Annotated in this window: 14 protein-coding genes; 4 read left to right on the forward strand and 10 right to left on the reverse strand. The window is 63.7% G+C overall.

Features of this window, described 5'->3' with window-relative positions:
* Window positions 1-101 precede the first annotated feature (101 nt).
* Window positions 102-1,355 carry an APC family permease gene (locus AC3A4M_RS10845; protein ID WP_498735751.1) on the forward strand — a complete coding sequence of 418 codons (1,254 nt, stop codon included), beginning with the start codon at window positions 102-104 and terminating at the stop codon, window positions 1,353-1,355.
* 18 nt (window positions 1,356-1,373) lie between these two features.
* Here the strand turns inward: AC3A4M_RS10845 and hisS are convergent, their stop codons facing one another.
* Entirely contained in the window at window positions 1,374-2,717 is a 1,344-nt protein-coding gene (hisS, locus tag AC3A4M_RS10850; RefSeq protein ID WP_498735752.1) for a histidine--tRNA ligase, read from the reverse strand.
* A gap of 187 nt (window positions 2,718-2,904) precedes the next feature.
* Between hisS and AC3A4M_RS10855 the strand changes: the two genes are divergently transcribed.
* The 3 genes from AC3A4M_RS10855 to AC3A4M_RS10865 all read left to right on the forward strand — a co-directional run bounded on the left by AC3A4M_RS10855 (window position 2,905) and on the right by AC3A4M_RS10865 (window position 5,995).
* A complete protein-coding gene (locus AC3A4M_RS10855) occupies window positions 2,905-3,711 on the forward strand; it encodes a peptidylprolyl isomerase (protein WP_498735753.1) in 807 nt (268 codons plus the stop codon).
* A 68-nt stretch (window positions 3,712-3,779) separates the two neighbouring features.
* Window positions 3,780-5,219 carry a DUF349 domain-containing protein gene (locus tag AC3A4M_RS10860; protein WP_498735754.1) on the forward strand — a complete coding sequence of 480 codons (1,440 nt, stop codon included), beginning with the start codon at window positions 3,780-3,782 and terminating at the stop codon, window positions 5,217-5,219.
* A 131-nt stretch (window positions 5,220-5,350) separates the two neighbouring features.
* The gene (locus AC3A4M_RS10865) at window positions 5,351-5,995 is read left to right on the forward strand and encodes a hypothetical protein (protein ID WP_498735755.1); all 645 of its coding nucleotides are present in this window, start codon (window positions 5,351-5,353) and stop codon (window positions 5,993-5,995) included.
* On the opposite strand, the gene AC3A4M_RS10870 is transcribed toward AC3A4M_RS10865, so the two are convergent.
* The 9 genes from AC3A4M_RS10870 to pdxT form a co-directional block, all read right to left on the reverse strand.
* Window positions 5,992-8,211 carry a RelA/SpoT family protein gene (locus AC3A4M_RS10870; RefSeq protein WP_498735966.1) on the reverse strand — a complete coding sequence of 740 codons (2,220 nt, stop codon included), beginning with the start codon at window positions 8,209-8,211 and terminating at the stop codon, window positions 5,992-5,994. The genes AC3A4M_RS10865 and AC3A4M_RS10870 overlap by 4 nt on opposite strands.
* Window positions 8,212-8,539: 328 nt before the next feature.
* Window positions 8,540-9,547: a protein translocase subunit SecF gene (secF, locus tag AC3A4M_RS10875; RefSeq protein WP_498735756.1), complete on the reverse strand. Its 1,008-nt coding sequence runs from the start codon at window positions 9,545-9,547 to the stop codon at window positions 8,540-8,542.
* Complete coding sequence (gene secD, locus AC3A4M_RS10880) at window positions 9,547-11,280, reverse strand: protein translocase subunit SecD (RefSeq protein WP_498735757.1); 1,734 nt, start codon at window positions 11,278-11,280, stop codon at window positions 9,547-9,549. The genes secF and secD overlap by 1 nt, the downstream gene beginning before the upstream one ends.
* 108 nt (window positions 11,281-11,388) lie before the next feature.
* Window positions 11,389-11,838: a preprotein translocase subunit YajC gene (gene yajC, locus AC3A4M_RS10885; RefSeq protein WP_498731437.1), complete on the reverse strand. Its 450-nt coding sequence runs from the start codon at window positions 11,836-11,838 to the stop codon at window positions 11,389-11,391.
* 144 nt (window positions 11,839-11,982) lie between these two features.
* Window positions 11,983-13,065 (reverse strand): Holliday junction branch migration DNA helicase RuvB, encoded by a 1,083-nt coding sequence (ruvB, locus tag AC3A4M_RS10890; protein ID WP_498735758.1) that lies wholly within the window; start codon window positions 13,063-13,065, stop codon window positions 11,983-11,985.
* The gene (ruvA, locus tag AC3A4M_RS10895) at window positions 13,065-13,703 is read right to left on the reverse strand and encodes a Holliday junction branch migration protein RuvA (protein WP_498735759.1); all 639 of its coding nucleotides are present in this window, start codon (window positions 13,701-13,703) and stop codon (window positions 13,065-13,067) included. Before ruvA ends, ruvB begins: the two co-directional genes overlap by 1 nt.
* A 127-nt stretch (window positions 13,704-13,830) precedes the next feature.
* The gene (gene ruvC, locus AC3A4M_RS10900; protein WP_498735760.1) at window positions 13,831-14,412 is read right to left on the reverse strand and encodes a crossover junction endodeoxyribonuclease RuvC; all 582 of its coding nucleotides are present in this window, start codon (window positions 14,410-14,412) and stop codon (window positions 13,831-13,833) included.
* A 7-nt stretch (window positions 14,413-14,419) separates the two neighbouring features.
* Window positions 14,420-15,181, reverse strand: coding sequence for a YebC/PmpR family DNA-binding transcriptional regulator (locus tag AC3A4M_RS10905; RefSeq protein ID WP_074702223.1), 762 nt, complete (start codon window positions 15,179-15,181; stop codon window positions 14,420-14,422).
* A 2-nt stretch (window positions 15,182-15,183) separates the two neighbouring features.
* Window positions 15,184-15,849 (reverse strand): pyridoxal 5'-phosphate synthase glutaminase subunit PdxT, encoded by a 666-nt coding sequence (pdxT, locus tag AC3A4M_RS10910; RefSeq protein WP_498735761.1) that lies wholly within the window; start codon window positions 15,847-15,849, stop codon window positions 15,184-15,186.
* Window positions 15,850-15,971 lie beyond the last annotated feature (122 nt).

The following is a 15,971-nucleotide window of genomic DNA, read 5'->3' on the forward strand; positions in this document are numbered from 1 at the left end:
TTACCGTTGATCGGGCTTGGGTCCCGACACCGGACCGGCAGCCGCAGGATCGACCCGGAGCGCCGATGCCTGGCGGAACCAGGAACAGACGGAGGCAAACTTTGAGCAGCGAATCAGCCCTCGAACGCAGGCTGGGCGGTGTTGACGCCACCACGGTGGGCATCGGTTCCATGGTGGGCGCCGGCGTCTTCGTGGTCTTCTCCCCCGCCGCCGCGATAGCCGGCAACTGGCTGCCGCTGGCGCTGGCAATCGCCGGTGTTGTTGCTTACTGCAATGCGATGGCCTCGGCCCAGCTGGCCGCGGTCCATCCCACCAGCGGAGGCACCTACATCTACGGCCGCCGCCAGCTCGGCGAATGGCCGGGCTTCCTGGCGGGCTGGGGCTTCATCACCGGGAAGGTGGCTTCCTGTGCCGCCATGGCGCTGGCCTTCGGCCTCTACGCCGCCCCGGAATTTGCGACGGCGGCCGCGGTAGCCGCCGTCGTACTGCTCACCGGCGTGAACCTGATGGGGATCACCCGCACGGCCTGGGCCACGCGCTGGATCGTGTCCATTGTGGTGGCCATTCTGGTTTTCGTGATCGTGGTCGCCTTCGACGCGGAGCCCATCGGCCAGAATATGCCGGTTGACGGTGCCTCGCCGTACGGGATCCTGCAGGCCGCCGGACTGTTTTTCTTTGCCTTCGCCGGCTACGCCCGGATTGCGACCATGGGCGAGGAAATCCGCGACCCGAAGAAGCTAATCCCGCGCGCCATCCTGGCGGCCCTGATCGTCACGCTGGCTCTCTACGCCGTGCTGGGCCTGGCGTTGCTGGACTTCATGGGTGCGGGCCTGCTGGCCGCCACACCCGCCCCGTTGCTGGCGGTCGGCGAAGCTGTCGGCGGCGGCGTTGGCACCACCGCCGTAACGATTGCGGCAACGCTGGCCTGTCTGGGCGCACTGCTCGCGCTGATTGCCGGCGTCAGCCGCACCATGTTCGCCATGGCCCGGGAGGGGGATCTGCCGCGTGCCTTTGCCTCGGTCTGGGAACGCTTCAAGGTTCCCTACCTGGCCGACCTGGCCGTCGCCGCCGTCGTTATTTTCCTGCTGCTCACCCAGGATGTCCTGGCCGTGGTGGGCTTTTCCAGCTTCGGCGTGCTGATCTATTACGCGGTCACGAACGCGGCCGCACTGACCCTCACGGAGCGGCCGTGGCAGGCGCCCAAGGCCTTGAACTGGCTGGGCCTGGCCGGCTGCCTGGTCCTGGCGTTCACCCTGCCGCTGTCCTCGGTGCTGACCATGACGGCGGTGCTGGCGGTAGGGCTGCTGGGCCGGGCAGTGCTCAAACCCGGCCGCCGGCGCAGGCCCCACGCCTAGTCGCCCGGGCCGCGGCCGCTACTGGGCGGAAGTGATCTGCGGGATCAAGTCCTCTGCCGGCGGGGTCCAGGTCTTGGGATCGGCCGCAACCTGTTCGCCGGAACGGATGTCCTTGACCTCGTGGTTGAGGTTGCCGTCTTCGTCGGTGCTGAACCAGACAAAGGGGATTCCCCGGCGGTCCGCGTACTTGATCTGCTTGCCGAACTTCTCTGCCTTGGCCGCAACTTCCACGCTGATGCCGCGCCCGCGCAACTGCGCCGCAATATCCTGCGCCTGCGACCAGCTGCCGTCGTCGGCCAGCGTGACCAGCACGGCGGTGGGCACGTGCCGGGAGGCCGAGGCGAACTCCTGGCTGAGGATCCGCATCACCAGCCGGGTCACGCCGATGGACAGGCCCACACCGGGGAACTTGCGGTTTCCCTTGGCGGCGAGGGCGTCGTACCGGCCGCCGGAGCAGATCGAGCCGAGCTGTTCGTGTCCGACCAGGACCGTTTCATAGACGGTTCCGGTGTAGTAATCGAGCCCGCGGGCGATGCTCAGGTCCGCCAGGACGCGTCCCGGTGCGCGGTGCGAAGCTTCACCGATGACCTGTTCGAGCTCGGCCAGGCCCTCGTCCAGCAGGTCGTTGCTCACGCCGAGGGCACGCACCTCCTGTGCAAAGGAGGTGTCTTCGCTGCGGATGGAGGCCAGCTTCAACGCGGCCTCGGCCTGCTCCGCGGTGGCACCGAGCTCTTGCTGCAGCAGCTCGGCAACCTTCTGGGGCCCGACCTTCTCAAGCTTGTCGATGCTGCGCAGGACCCCGGCGGTATCGTCCAGCCCGATTCCACGGTAGAAGCCCTCCGCCAGCTTGCGGTTGTTCACGCGAAGCTTGAATTCCGGAATGGGCAGAGCGCCCAGGGCTTCCACGATGACCAGAGCCAGCTCCACGTCGTAACGGAACGGCAGCTCACCGTCACCCACCACGTCGATATCGGCCTGCGTAAATTCGCGCGCGCGGCCCTCCTGCGGGCGTTCCCCGCGCCAGACTTTCTGGATCTGGTAGCGGCGGAACGGGAAGGCGAGGTGTCCGGCGTTCTCGACGACGTACCGGGCAAACGGCACGGTCAGGTCGAAGTGGAGCGCCAGTTTGTCCTCCGCCTTGGCGCCCTCTTCGTCCGCCTGGAGCCGGTGCAGGCCGTAGACCTCTTTGTCGATCTCGCCCTTGCGCAGCAGCTGCTCCACCGTCTCCACGGCGCGGGTTTCAATGGAGGAGAACCCGTGCAGTTCAAAGGTCCGCCGCAGGCTGTCCAGCACATGCTGCTCCACGAGCCTCTCCTGCGGAAGCCATTCCGGGAAACCTGACAGGGAGGCCTTACGTGCCATGCGGGGATATCTCCTAAATTGTGGGTCGAAAGACTCATGCGGGCTGACTACTCAGGATAACGGGCCCTTTGGCCCGCGAATGCCTAAACTGGCTGCCGGACCATTTTAAGGGCAGGCAGCAGTCCCGGCCCAAAGAATTGACCATCCCATCCGCCGAGGTGGGACCAGAGGGGAAAGGTAGGGCCCGGTGGCCGCCAAGAGCCAGGACCGCGAAACAAAGCGTCGCATTGCGCAGATGGAGGCCAAACGCGCCCTGCGTGCAGATCAAATGAAGCGGCGCAAGCGCGACAACATTATCGGCGGCGTGACTATCGCTGTCCTGGTCATCCTGGGTGTGCTGCTCCAGCTGACGGTATTCGGCACCAACCCCACGGCGCGCGAGGTTGACCAGGTACGCGAGGGTATCGAAGAGCCGATACCCGGCGACTCTGCCTCCCCTGATCCCGCCGGCGCACAAACGAATGCGGCCCATATCCCTTCCGCGGATCTGGCGCGCGGCCAAGTACTCACCGGCACGCTGTCCACCAGTGCCGGCGACATCGGTGTTGAGCTCGACGGCGAGGCTGCGCCGCAGGCCGTTTCGGTGTTCAAGTCCTTGGCCGACGAGGGCTTTTTCGCGGGTAAGACGTGCCACCGCCTCACTACCGCCGCTTCCATGGGCGTGCTCCAGTGCGGCTCCGTGGACGGCCAAGGCGGCGGCGACCCGGAGTTCCAGTGGGGTCCGGTCGAAAATTCGCCGGAATCCGGCCTGTATCCTGCCGGCACAATTGCCGTCGCGCGCGGCCAGAGCACTTTCAGCAACGGCAGCCAGTTCTTCATTGCCTACAAAGACAGCACGATTCCGCAAGATACCGGTGGCTACACGATTATGGGTAAGGTAACCACAGGCCTCGACGTGATCCAGGAGATTGCCGACGGCGGCGTCAAAGAAACCGGCAGCCAGGACGGACAACCTAAAATACCAGTAACGATTGATGCGTTTACTCTAGATTGATCTAGTGAAGTACCTGGTGCGCGCACCTGCGGTGGGTGCACCGAACAACGAGTGAAAGAGTTTTAGCGGTGACAGACAGTCAGAAATCCGACGAAACAGTTGACGGCACGGCCTCCGAAACGCCAAAGCCGCCGACGCCGGCCAGCATGAAACCGTCCGCACGGCCTCGCCCGACACCGGCAGCAATGGCACCGAAGCATGCTGCGGCCTCTGCGGTACAGACCGTTGTCGCTGCTCCGCCGGTGCACAGTACGCCGCTTTCCGAAGCCGCCAAATGGGGCCGGGTTGCCGAGGACGGGCACGTTTTCCTGATTCTCGACGGCGAAGAACACCCCGTCGGGCAGTATCCGGATGCCCCGGCGGACGAAGCGCTGGCCTACTTTGTGCGCAAGTATGACGACGCCGCCGCACAGGCAGCGCTCCTGGAGCAGCGGGTGGAGGCGAAGGCGCCGTCCACCGACATGCACAAAACCCTTGAGCATCTGAGGGCACAAGTTGCGGAGCGCCACATGATCGGGGACATCCCGGCTCTGGAGGCACGGCTGGATAGCCTCGACACCGCGATCGCTGCGCTGCAGCGCAGCGAAAAGGATGCGCAGGAAGCGCAGCGCTCCGCCGAACTGGCTGCACGTGAGGCCATCGTCGCCGAAGCGGAATCCATCGCCGGCAAGGACCCTGCCACGGTGCAGTGGAAGACCAGCAGCGCACGGATGAACGAGCTGTTCGAAACTTGGAAGAGCGCGCAGAAGAACGGCATCCGGCTGGGCCGCGGCACCGAAGATGCGTTGTGGAAACGCTTCAGGTCCGCACGCACGGTCTTTGACCGCCATCGCCGCGCCTACTTCAGCCAGCTGGACAGCGACAATGCTGCCGCCAAGGCGGCTAAAGAAGCGTTGATCGCGCGAGCCGAGGAGCTCTCGAACTCCACAGACTGGGGACCGACCGCCGGCGAGTACCGCCATCTGATGGACGAATGGAAAGCTTCCAAGCGTGCCAGCCGGAAGGATGACGACGCGCTCTGGGCCCGTTTCCGTGCCGCCCAGGACAAATTCTTTGCCGCACGCCAGGCCGCTAACCAAGTCATCGATCAGGAGTATGCCGCCAATCTGGTGGTCAAGGAAGCGCTCGTAGCCGAGGCGCAGGCGCTGCTCCCGATCACCGATCTCGGCGCCGCCAAGAAGGCCCTCCAATCCATCAGGGACCGTTGGGAAGAAGCCGGCAAGGTGCCGCGCGGGGACATGCAGCGGATCGACGGGGGCCTGCGCAAGGTCGAAGACGCTGTCAAGGCAGCCGAAGACGACCAGTGGCGGCGCAGCAACCCGGAAACCAAGGCCCGTACCAACAGTGCTTTGAGCCAGTTGGAGACGGCCATTGCGGGTCTCGAAGAGGATCTGTCCAAGGCTGAACGGCAGGGCGATGAGCGGAAGATTGCCGACGCCCGCGAGGCTCTCGAGGCTCGTCGGCAGTGGCTGAATACCTTGCAGAAGTCGGCACAGGACTTCTCCTGAACGATCCAGCCGAATAACTGACCGGGCGGCCTGAGCCACCCGATCTACACACCGTCTGAGGGCGGAGCCGCTTTTCCACAAAGGGGTTCCGCCCTCTCTCGTTGGTCAGCGGGCTTTGACAAGCTGGCATCATGACCATGGGAGAGCACCGGCAGCAGCCTTCGACGACCGTTCCCGGCACCAGCTCCCAGGGAGGCGGCCTGCTCTATGCCGGGCGACCGTTCAGCCTTGCCGAACTGCAGGCCATGGCAATCGATGGCCTGGTGGTCAATATTTACGGTCCTGCCTACGTCGCCGCCGGCGAACCCGTCACCTCCGTACACCGTGCGTTAGCTGCACATGCGGCCTTGCCGCAGCCCATCCGGCACAAAGTGGTGCTCGGGAGACTCACGGCAGCTTGGGTCTACGGCTGCTCGCCGCCGGGCAACAAGATCACCGTCCTGCTCGACCACCGCTACCGGGCCACCTCACAGGGGAGGCACCGAAGTATCCATCTGCACGAAGTCGCGCTGGGGCCGCTGGACACGTTGAATATCTCGGGCGTCCAGATCACTTCTCCCCTGAGGACGGCGCTGGATATCGCCGTCTACGCCCGTGACGAAGACGCGGTCCGGATCCTGCTCGCCTTATCCTCCGACCCCGGGCTGAAGTGCCCCTTGGGCTACATCCGGCAGGCCCTGCAGATCCGGGAGCGGATGCCGGGCAAGAACGTGGCCCTCCGGCGCTTGGCAGCCGCACTCGACCTGCGGAAACAGCAAGCCGGAGGAACCACTTAGATCCGGCGGCGGGCGTCCGTTGTGCGGTACACGTCGAACACTCCGTCGATGCGGCGGACCGCGCTGAGCACATGGCTCAGATACTTCGGGTCCCCCATCTCGAAGGAGAACCGCGAGATCGCCAGACGGTCGCTTGAGGTGTGCACGGTGGCGGAGAGGATGTTTACGTGGTTCTCGGCCAGCACGCGCGTCACATCGGAGAGCAGGCTCTTGCGGTCCAGCGCCTCGACCTGGATCTCAACGAGGAACACGCTGGACTTGGTCGGCGCCCACTCAACATCCACGATCCGCCCGGGCTGGTCCCTCAGGTCAGACACATTCCGGCAGTCGGAGCGGTGGACGGACACACCGGATCCCCGCGTCACAAACCCGATAATCGGATCCGGCGGCACCGGCGTGCAGCACCGAGCCAGCTTCACCCAGACATCACCCACTCCGACCACGGTCACGCCGGAGTCCGAGGTCTTCGGGCGTTTGGGGGCGGTGGAGATCGGTGCTTCCATCTCCTCGGCCGCCTCAGTGCCGCCGAGCAACGCCACCAGGTGTTCGATGACGTTCTGGGCCGAGGAATGACCGTCCCCGACGGCAGCATAGAGCGCGGCGATGTCCTGATGGTGCAATTCCTGCGCCACAGCCATCAGGGCGTCGTGCGTCATCATTTTCTGCAGCGGCAGGTTCTGCTTCCGCATGGCCTTGGTGAGCTGGTCCTTGCCCTTTTCGATCGCCTCTTCGCGGCGTTCCTTGGTGAACCACTGCCTGATCTTGTTGCGTGCCCGAGGACTCTTGACGAAGCCCTGCCAGTCCTGGCTCGGCCCCGCCCCCTCGGCCTTCGAGGTGAAGATTTCAACCCAGTCGCCATGGTTGAGCTCGCTGTTGAGCGGGACAAGTTTCCCGTTGACGCGTGCACCGATGGTGCGGTGGCCCACCTCGGTATGGACGGCGTACGCGAAGTCCACCGGTGTTGATCCCGCAGGCAACGCCATGACCTCGCCCTTGGGTGTGAAGACAAACACCTCGCGGGCGTTGATTTCGAAGCGCAGCGAATCAAGGAACTCTGCCGGGTCGGAGGTTTCCTGTTGCCAGTCGACCAGGCTGCGAAGCCAGCCCATGTCGCCGCCGTCGGCCGCCGTGCCGGAGTTTTTCGCCGCGTCCTTGTACTTCCAGTGCGCGGCCACGCCGTATTCGGCCCGGCGGTGCATCTCGTACGTCCGGATCTGGATCTCCACCGGCTTGCCGCCCGGACCGATCACTGTAGTGTGCAGCGACTGGTACATGTTGAACTTCGGCATGGCAATGTAGTCTTTGAACCGCCCGGGCAGGGGGTTCCACCGCGCATGCAGCGCGCCGAGCGTGGCGTAACAATCGCGCACGCTGTCCACCAGGACACGGATCCCCATCAGGTCATGGATGTCGTCGAAGTCCTTACCTCGAACGATCATTTTCTGGTAGATGGAGTAGTAGTGCTTGGGGCGCCCGGTGATCGTCGCCTTGATCTTCACCGCGCGCAGATCGTCGCCGATCTTGGTACGGAGCATGGTCAGGTACTTCTCGCGCTCCGGCGTGCGCTCCCCCACCATGCGCACGATCTCCTCGTACACCTTGGGGTGCAGCGCCGCGAAGGACAGGTCCTCGAGCTCCCATTTGATGGTGTTCATGCCCAGCCGGTGCGCCAGCGGGGCGAAAATTTCCAGAGTCTCCCGGGCCTTCTTGGCAGAGGATTCCGGCGACACGAAACGCCAGGTCCGGGCGTTGTGCAGACGGTCCGCAAGCTTGATGACCAGGACGCGGATGTCCTTGGCCATCGCCACAACCATTTTCCGCACTGTCTCCGACTGCGCGGCGTCGCCGAACTGGACTTTGTCCAGCTTGGTCACGCCGTCGACCAGCATGGCGACCTCGGCTCCGAACTCGGCACGCAGCTGGTCAAGGGTGTAGTCGGTATCCTCGACCGTGTCATGCAGCAGTGCGGCGGCCAAGGTCGTCCCGGTCATGCCCAGCTCGGCCAGAATGGTGGCCACGGCTACCGGATGGGTGATGTAGGGGTCGCCGCTCTTACGCTTTTGGCCACGGTGGCTGCGCTCGGCAACTACGAACGCGCGGTGGATCAGGTCGAAGTCCTCGCGCGGGTTGTTCGCCCGCACTGTGCGCAGCAGTGGTTCAAGGATCGGCGAGTAGCCCGCGGAGCCGCGTCCGGTCAGCCGTGCCAGGCGGGACATGGTGCGTTCGCGCCGTCCCGGGAACGAATTGCGGACAGGCGCCTGGTCCGGAACGGCCTGTTGTGGTGAGGGCACAACAACAGGACCTGGCCCCGGCTTTACCGCCGAATTGGGACCCTGGTCCGTAGGCCTGCCGTTCTCAGCCAAATCCTGCCCCGCTTTCCTTGCCGGCAACGAGGCAGGAATACTCCAGCCCGCGTTGTACCTGACAACAGATACATCATCCGATCGTTCTAGTCTATGCCCCACGAGACATGCCATTCACACCCATGGAGAGCAGAAAGGCCGGTTGCCACCGATGAGTGGCAACCGGCCTTTCAAGGGCCTGCTATACGGTAACCTCGTCGCTTTCCGACGACTCATGACGCCGGCGGGCTTCAACCCGCTTGGCATGCTTCACCAAGGCAGGTTCCTTCGCGCGCAGCCACGCATACATCGGGGCCGCAATGAAGACCGTTGTCACGGTGCCGATGATGATGCCGATAAAGAGGGACAGAGACAGGTCCCGGAGGGTGCCAGCGCCGAGCAGCATCGCCCCGATAAAGAGGATCGACGCGACCGGCAGGACGCCCACTACCGAGGTATTTATCGACCTGACCAACGTCTGGTTGACGGCAAGGTTGACCTCCTCCGAGAACGTCCGTTTGGTGGATTTGTCGATGTTCTCGGTATTCTCCCGGACCTTGTCGAAGACCACCACCGTGTCATACAACGAGTAACTCAGGACCGTCAGGAAGCCGATGATGGCCGACGGCGTCACTTCGAAGTCGCTCAAGGAATAGAGGCCCGCGGTCACGATCAGGACAACTGTCATACCGGACAGGGCGGCCACGGACATCTTCCAAGTGCGGAAGTAGATGGCCATCATCACCGCTGCCAGGGCGACAAATACCACCAGTCCCCAGATGGCCTGACGGGTCACGTCCTGTCCCCAGGTCGGTCCCACGAAGGTTGACGTCACCTGGTCCGCTTCCACCTCGTACGCCTCGATCAACGCGTCACGGACGGCCAGCGTCTGGTCATCGGAGAGCTGCTCCGTCTGGATCCGCATCGTGTTGGGCGCAATATTGGTCACTTGCGGGACCAGACCCGGCTCCACCGAGGTGACTGCCTCTTCACCCCGGGAGATGTCGGTGTTCTCCGTTTGCGAAACCGTGAACTCCGAACCGCCGCGGAAGTCGATGCCCAGGTTGAACCCGCCCTTGACGACCGGCACGATGATTGAAATCAGGATGGCTACCGCCGCGATCAGGAACCACAGCTTGTACTTCTGCACAAAGGGGTAGGAGCGCTTGCCGGAATAGAGGTCATTACCGAATTTTGCCAAGCTGGGCATTAGTTGCTCTCCTTATCCGAGCCACGTCCCGGGACAGAAGCCGAGCGTTCCTTCTCTGCTGCGGCCCTCCGTTCGGCAATGGTCTGGCGTCTGCTGGCTTCAGCTGCGGCCTTGGCGTTCTTGGTCCGGACCTTTGGCTGGGCCTCGCCCGGCTGGCGGATCCTGCCGGCGCCGCGGTACAGCGGAACGGCTCCCAGCAGCTTCGGATCCAGTCCGGAGAACCGGTGGCCTTCACCGAAGAACTTGGTCCGCGCCAGCAGTTGCATGACCGGGTGCGTGAAGAGGTAGACGACGGCGAGGTCGGCTAGTGCTGTCAGGCCCAAGGTGAATGCGAAACCACGGACGTTTCCGACAGCGACGAAGTAGAGCACGACGGCGGCAAGCAGGTTGACCGCCTTCGAAGCCAGCACGGTTCGTTGTGCCCGCTTCCAGCCATTGTCGACGGCGGACACCAGGCCGCGTCCGTCGCGAAGCTCGTCACGGATACGTTCGAAGTAGACGATGAACGAGTCTGCCGTCTGGCCGATGGCGACAATCAGACCCGCAACACCGGCGAGGGAAAGCCGGTAGTTTTCGGTCCACCCAAGCAATGCAATCGCCAGATAAGTCAAGAACCCTGCCACCACCAGTGAGGCGATGGTGACAAACCCGAGCATGCGGTACTGGAACAGCGAGTAGACGGCCACGAGGACCAAACCAATCAGGCCCGCGATGATGCCCATGCGGAGCTGTTCGTCACCCAGGGTTGCGGAAATCTGCATTTCGCTCTGGATCTCGAAACTGATCGGCAGGGCACCGTACTTGAGTTGCTCGGACAGCGCGCGGGCGGACTCTTCCGTGAAGTTACCCGTAATCTGCGGCTTGCCATCGGGAATCACGGCATTGGTTGTCGGAGCCGAAATGACGGTGCCGTCGAGGACAATGGCGAACTGGTTCTGCACGCCGGACATTCCGAAGAGGCGTTCGGTGACCTCCTTGAAGGTCTGGGTGCCCTCTTCATTGAATTCGATGTTGACGGCCCACTGGTTCAGCGACTGGCCCTGAGTACCGCGGACCTGCCCGAAGCTGGCAGTAGCAATATTGGTACCGGGAACCTCTACCGGGCCCAGAATGTATTTCATCCCGGTGTCAGGCTCGCATGCCACCATGGGCTGGTCCGCCGGTGCACGCTCTTCGGTAGCAGCGGCAACGGCCGCCGGATCCGTGCAGTCCAGGGCTTCGAACTTCTGATAGAGCTCCGGCGTAATCCAGTTCAGGTCGCTGGCGTTCGTCGGTTCAGCCGTTGGCTCCGGCAGTTCTTCTTCCGGTGTGCGGCTTTCTTCCGGAACTGCTGCTCCCTGGCTTCCGGCCAAGACGGGCCGGAACTCCATCGCGGCGGAGGCCTGAATGAGCTCGCGGGTCTTTGCATCGGGAACGCCGGGCAGGCTGACTACAACGTTGCGGCCGGACTGGGTGCTGATTTCAGCCTCGGCGACGCCGGAGCCGTCGACACGCTGACGGATGATTTCCACAGCTTGCGTCAGCTGTTCGGCGGAAATTTGATCACCGCCGCCTTGGACCTGCGGAGCCAGAATCATCTGCGTTCCACCCTCAAGGTCCAGCGCCAGCTTCGGCGCCCAGGTGGCCTGGCTGGACATGACTCCGCCGGCGAGAGCGGCGGTGAGGACGGCAAATAGGACACCCAGCCAGACCAGGGTCCGTTTAGCTGCGGTGGTGTGACCGGATCGTGCCATTGATGATCTTTCTCTCATCAGCTTTGGCCGGCGGTGCTAGTGCACCTGCGTGACAGCCAGGCGGGGCCCTGCCCCACCCAGTGCCGCGTCGACAAAGCCGTTATCGGCCTACTTGTTGTCTTTGTTGTTTTCTTCGTTGAGGCGGTTCAACGGGTCCTCTGCCGGCTCCGACGGAGCAGTGCTCCCGCTGCTCTCGCCCGTCAACGCCGAGGCATCGTCCGGCACAGCAGGACTTTCGGTGTCGACTACTTCGTTGACAGCCTGCGTATGGACGGTCGCCGTATTGCCAGGCGACAGCTCGATGACAACCTTGTTCTCGTCACGGTCCACGGAGACAACGGTGCCGTACAGCCCGAACGCGGTCATGACCTGGGCGCCCGGATGCATTTTTTCCTGCAGAGCTTCAGCCTTTTCCCTCATCTGGGCCTGGGCCTTCTTCTGCTTGCGGAACATCATGAAGATGAGCAGCCCGAAAATCACGAACAACGCGATGGTCATGAAGTCGATGCCACCGCCCTGCGGCTGCGCGTTGCTGGCGGTCAAGACGTTTTCGAACACAGAGTTGTTCCGTTCCTTGTTCTGGGTTGAGCCCGACGTGGCCGGGCCCAGCGGTCTGCGCCGGCATCGCTGCGGCCTGAACAGCCCCAGGATGTGCCCGGCATCTCCACTATTCTACGCGTCGTGGCAAACCGGCGCGCATCATCAGTTGTCGGAGAAATCCGGTTCGTCTTCGGCAAGTACCGTAAACAGGTCTGCACCCGTCCGGACCGCCGATTCCGGCATCTCGATCCCTAGATGAGCCCAGGCAGCAGCCGTGGCTACGCGTCCTCTCGGGGTCCGGCCCAGCAGTCCTTCACGGACCAGATACGGTTCCGCCACCGTTTCAACGGTCTCGGTCTCCTCCCCCACGGCGATCGCCAGCGTGGACAGCCCAACAGGGCCGCCCCCGAACTTGGTGATCAACGCGCTGAGCACCGAGCGGTCCAGACGATCCAGTCCGCGGGCGTCCACTTCATACATGTCCAGCGCGGCGGCCGCCGTCCGGGCATCGATTTCCTCCACCCCGTGGACCAGTGCCCAGTCCCGGACGCGGCGCAACAACCGGTTGGCAATACGCGGCGTCCCGCGGGAGCGACCGGCAATTTCCGCGAAACCGGCCGAATTGATCTTCAGATCCAGCAGCATTGCAGAGCGGCGAAGCACCAGTTCGAGCTCCTGGGTCGAATAGAACTCCAGATGCCCGGTAAATCCGAACCGGTCGCGCAGCGGCCCGGGCAGCAGGCCCGCCCTCGTGGTAGCGCCGACCAAGGTGAACGGCGGCAGATCCAGCGGAATGGCCGTCGCCCCAGCTCCCTTGCCGACGATGATGTCCACCCGGAAATCCTCCATGGCCATATAGAGCATTTCTTCGGCGGGACGGGACATGCGGTGGATTTCGTCCAGAAACAAAATCTCACCCTCTGTCAGCGAGGACAGAATGGCAGCGAGGTCGCCGGCATGCTGGATTGCTGGTCCCGAGCTGATCCGCAGCGGCGCATTCATTTCGGCAGCAATAATCATGGCCAACGTGGTTTTTCCCAGGCCGGGCGGGCCGGAGAGCAGAACGTGGTCCGCCGTCCGTTCCCGGATCCGGGAGGCTTCGAGCACCAGGGAGAGCTGTTGGCGGACCCGGGCCTGGCCCACAAAATCGGAGAGGTTCTTCGGGCGCAGCGCGGATTCGATGGCCCGCTCCTCCGCTTCCCCTGCCGCCGACACCAGGGATTCGCGGTCCGCGTCGGAAGCCATTACCTGGCCCCCGCGGCAGTCCGCCGCGCGCTGCCGCTACGCACACCGTCCTGGCCCAAGCTGCGCAACGTCAGCCGGAGCATGTTGGCCACATCGCCCGCTGCCGCCGCTTCCGGATGCTCTGCGGCGGTGTTGTCCAATGCCGCACCGGCGTCCTTTTCGGTCCAGCCGAGACCTTTGAGTGCTTCAAGGACCTGGTCCTCCCAGGCATTCGCGACGGCAGCGGAAGCCTCGCCAAGGGGCACGAGTTTGCCGGCAAGTTCAAGCACCATCCGGCTGGCAAGCTTCGGGCCGATGCCGGGAACCTTGCTGAACGTCTTGGTATCCCCTTCGGCTGCGGCGATTCGCAGGATCTCAGGAGTGTGGACCGAAAGAGCAGCCAGTCCCAGCCGGGGACCTACACCGCTGACGGAAATGAGCGTCTCGAAAACTTCCCGCTGGGAGGGATCCTCGAAGCCGTACAGCGTCATGGAATCTTCGCGCACGATCATGGTGGTGGAAAGCTCAGCCTCGCGGCCGAGGTGCAGGGTTGCCAACGTCTGCGGGGTGGCCTGGACCAGCATCCCGAAACCATTGACATCAACGACGGCGGAATTCAGGCCAACATGGCTGACGATTCCGCGCAACGAACTAATCATGTACCCGCTCCAAAACAGCTTCCGGCGGAAGTCGGAGCCACTTGCCGGCATCCGTTCTTCCGAACATACGTACGAACAGCCTACGACGCCGAGCCGCTGAACGCAGCACCGCCACGCCTGGTGGTGATCAACGGATCTTGCGCCGCGCCTTCGCCTCAGCTTCTGCCCACAATCGCTGCGCGGCAGTCTGCCCCGAGCCGGACTGGCCCCTCGACCCCGCCACCGGCGCCGCACTTCCACGCCACGCATGGGTAATGGCCAGGGCCAGGGCATCGGCCGCATCGGCTGGCGACGGCGGCCTGTCCAGGCGCAAAATCCTCGTGACCATTTTCGTCACGGCGGTCTTGTCCGCCTGGCCGTTTCCGGTTACCGCGGCTTTCACCTCCGTGGGAGTGTGCAGGGCAACGGTGATGCCGCGACGGGCGGCTGCGGCAATAACGACGCCGGAGGCCTGGGCCGTGCCCATCACGGTACTGACATTGAGCTGGCTGAATACCCGCTCGACGGCCAGCACGTCGGGCGTGTACCTGTCGAGCCACTCATCGATCGAATTGGAAATGGCGAGGAGCCTCTGCTCCAGGGCTACATCGGCCCGGGTGCCTACCACCGTGACGCCGACCAGGGTCGCCCGCCGGTTGGGCTCAATGTCCACCACGCCGAAACCGCACCTGGTCAGACCCGGGTCCACTCCCAGCACCCGCAACGTCACTGCAGCACTACGCGTCTTCGGATTCCAGCGTTGCCATGACCTCTTCGGAGATGTCAGCGTTTGAATAGACGTTCTGCACGTCGTCGAGGTCTTCGAGAGCATCCACAAGTTTCATGAATTTGCGCGCCGCGTCCGCTTCCAGCTCGACCTCCATTGAAGGCACAAACTCGACCTCGTCGGTCTCGTATTCGATGCCGGCTTCCTCCAGACCCGCGACCACGGCACGCAGGTCGGTCGGATCGGAGTGGATTTCGAAGTTGTCGCCGGATTCCTTGACCTCTTCGGCGCCTGCGTCCAGCACCGCCATCAGGACGTCGTCCTCGGTCAGATCGTTCTTGGGCAGAGCGACAACGCCCTTGCGCGCGAACATGTACGCCACCGATCCCGGATCGGCGATAGTTCCGCCGTTGCGCGTGATAGCCAGGCGCACCTCCGAGGCGGCGCGGTTCTTGTTGTCGGTCAGGCACTCAATGAGCACTGCAGATCCCTGCGGACCCCGCGCTTCATAGATGATTTCGGTGTAGTCGACTACTTCGCCGGTCAGGCCGGCACCGCGCTTAATGGCACGGTCGATGTTGTCGTTCGGCACGGACGTCTTCTTGGCCTTCTGTACGGCCAGTTCCAAGCCTGGGTTGCCCGCCATATCGGCTCCGCCAGCGCGGGCGGCAACCTCAATGTTCTTGATCAGCTTCGCGAAGGACTTCGCACGGCGGGCGTCGATGACCGCTTTCTTATGCTTAGTGGTCGCCCATTTAGAGTGTCCCGACATGCTTACGCTTCTCCTCTAACGATTCGGATAAAAAGTTCGTGGATGCGGCGCTCCCCCGTAACCTCCGGGTGGAAGGATGTCGCCAGCAAATGCCGCGAACGCACTGCGACAATTCTAGCTGTCCCGTGCAATGTGTCCGTATGGGAGGCTTCCTGCGGCTCTACCTGGGCCAGGATCTCCACGCCTTCCCCCACCCGTTCCACCCAGGGCGCGCGGATGAACACGGCATGGACCGGCGCGGGGTCGGCGCCGGGCCGGGAGGCGCTGAATTCGAGTCCGCTGAAGCGCAAATCCGTTTCGAAGGACTCGCGCTGGCGGCCGAAGGCGTTCCGGCGCACGGTTATATCGAGCCCGCCCAGGGTTTGCTGGGGGTTGCCCTTCAGATCGGTGGAGGGATCGGCAATCTCATCGGCAAGCATGATCATTCCGGCGCACGACCCGTATACCGGCATGCCGTCGGCAATCCGCTTCTGCAACGGGACGGCGAGTTCGAAGATGCGGGTGAGTTTGTCAATGGTCGTGGATTCACCGCCGGGGATCACCAGACCATCCACAGCATCGAGTTCGGCGGGGCGGCGGACCGGGACCGCGGAGGCGCCGCTGTGTTCCAGAGCCGCGATGTGTTCGCGGACATCTCCCTGCAGGGCAAGTACACCAATGTTGACCAACGGCTGATTCCTCGGGTTTCTCCATCAGGGGCCGGATCTTGAGCGGCCGCTGCAAAAACAGTAACGCCAACTGTTGGTCCAGTGTTAAATGGGCCGGCGCGCAACCGTCCCCGAACGGTCAT

This window comes from Arthrobacter sp. Soil_C_60 (assembly GCF_057656375.1).